The 2,107-nt window shown below is 41.6% G+C and carries 2 protein-coding genes; both read right to left on the bottom strand.

The window, feature by feature from the left end:
* Positions 1-797, bottom strand: a 797-nt coding sequence (locus AC3LHT_RS07865; RefSeq protein WP_488662500.1) for an ABC transporter permease, incomplete at its 3' end; no start/stop codon positions are given.
* Positions 798-920: 123 nt separating this feature from the next.
* The coding region (locus AC3LHT_RS07870; protein ID WP_488662501.1) for a hypothetical protein at positions 921-2,107 on the bottom strand (1,187 nt) is incomplete at its 5' end.

Here is a 2,107-nt window from a genome sequence, read left to right on the forward strand (position 1 = left end):
GCGTTTCTTCTCGCATGTTTTTTCAGAACTTTCTTTTCTTCCAGCCCCTTGGCACGAGCTGTCCTTATATAATCCAGGTGCATGATTTCTATGATGCTGGTTCTCGTTATCCTCATAATGTAGCAGGTCCACATTATTATCAGAGTTAAAACAGGTTCTATCAAATTCAACAACGCATTACCAAGTACTGTAAAATTCCCATTTAGCATCGAATCGATTATGAGTGAATGGGTGTAGGCATGCCATTGTGAAGAATTCACAATATCATATGTCTCGGCCGACGCAAGCCCAACAGGGATCCAGTTGAACAATTTTAAAAAGATCAAAAACACCAACAGCCCTGTAATAAATTCGGGTATCGACCAACCTATCATTGAAATTACGGAAGTTATCTTATCAAACCAGCTACCATATTTTCCAGCCATAAACGTGCCAAGCCACACTCCCAACAATATGATGATAACACCTGAAATCACTGTTAATTCAAGCGTGGGAGCTAGCCTATGTGAGATAGCAATTGCTACTTTATCTTTTGCTACAAGGGAATACCCCCAGTCGCCTTTTAAAATATTCTGGAGCCATTTCCAGTAACGTATTATGAGAGGTTGATCGAGACCATATTTCGCGACGAGTCTTTCGTAAGTATCGGGAGTTTTGTCAAGAGCTCTGGGATTTTGAATATAAGCGCTCACAAGCACTTCGGGGCCAAGCACCCAGATCATGGAAAAGGCTATCAGTGTAACTCCAAGCAATACAAGAGGAAGAAGAAAGAGTCTTCTGATCACATAATTTAGCACAACTCACACCTGCTTTTAGCGGCATTCAAAATCAAGCATAGTATAGCAAAATAGCTCTCTTTTTCAAAATATGAAAAAGGCGCCTTGAACGGCGCCTCTACGAACAGAAGAGTTTGTCAAACTTTACCTTGGCAACAGATCCGGAAAAGCCAGAACAACCTTCGATGTTTCTACTAATCTTGTAGTCTCGCCGGATTCAATGTCGTACTCTTCCATAAAGCCCTTTTCGTTGGTTGTGTCATAACCAGCGTAAAGAATCTTCCCAACTTTAATAGACATCGAGGGAATAGACGAAGGAACAAAAAGCACATCAGAAGCGATTACTTTTTCGGTATGGCTCTGAGTACTATAAAGCAAAAGATTTCCCAGGTACAGATCATCGAGAAATCCTGAAACAGATTCGAAGTACAATAGATTTTCTTCATCCACCATAATTGCCCATTTTGCCAATCGTGACGTCAGGAGAGGCTTGATAGGGGAAAGCATCTGAATATTACCGTCGTAATCAATACTATAGACCTCATTGGATTTTCCAAGAAACAGATAGTCATATTCGTCAACATTTTCAAAGGTTTTAACCGGTTCTCCTGTCTCTGCATTGATCAGTGTGCGGATGTAATCATCATAGTTTTCGATCAGGAGATACTTTTCATCCACTGACCAGGAGATCGGAAAAGCGTCGTAAGGCGAAAGATCCTGTTCCCAAAGCAGTTCAAATTCAGAGCTAATACATTTCAAGTGATCATCGTTGGAGATCAAAAACTTGTCGCCAAGCGGGGAAGTATCAACAGCGTTGTAACCATCCCAGAATTTCTTCTCTTCACCTTCATAGATAACTTTCGGATAATTCCCTGAAAAATCAACGTAAAAGAGCCCTGCTTTGAAAAAGCGTCCATAACTGACACCGGGCATCCGAAGGAGCTTTTTACCCGAATTGTCAATCAACGTCAAGTAAACCATATCAGAGTCTGGATAGTATTCTGTAATAGCGTATAATGTCCCCGTTGCTTGAAGAGCATCTGATATCTTAGCTGGCTCTGGCAGTCCTTGTAAGAAACCCGCTATCCACTGTATCCCTTTGTTTCTGGCCGCGTAGCTTATGAGGTTTTGTAGTTGGTTTTCTTCATCGAGATCCATGAGAAGCGCCTGATAAAACTCTATAAGGTAATCAGGAACATAAATCTTGTCCAGCAAATTCAGGGCCCTATCCAGTTCTTGAGCCCCACCTTCCATTCCCCGAGCTATTTTGAACTGCTTGTAGGTTTCATCATAATTTTCCCGTGCAGCGGCAAGTACGCCTTTCATGTAAT

The organism is Kosmotoga sp. (assembly GCF_982836095.1).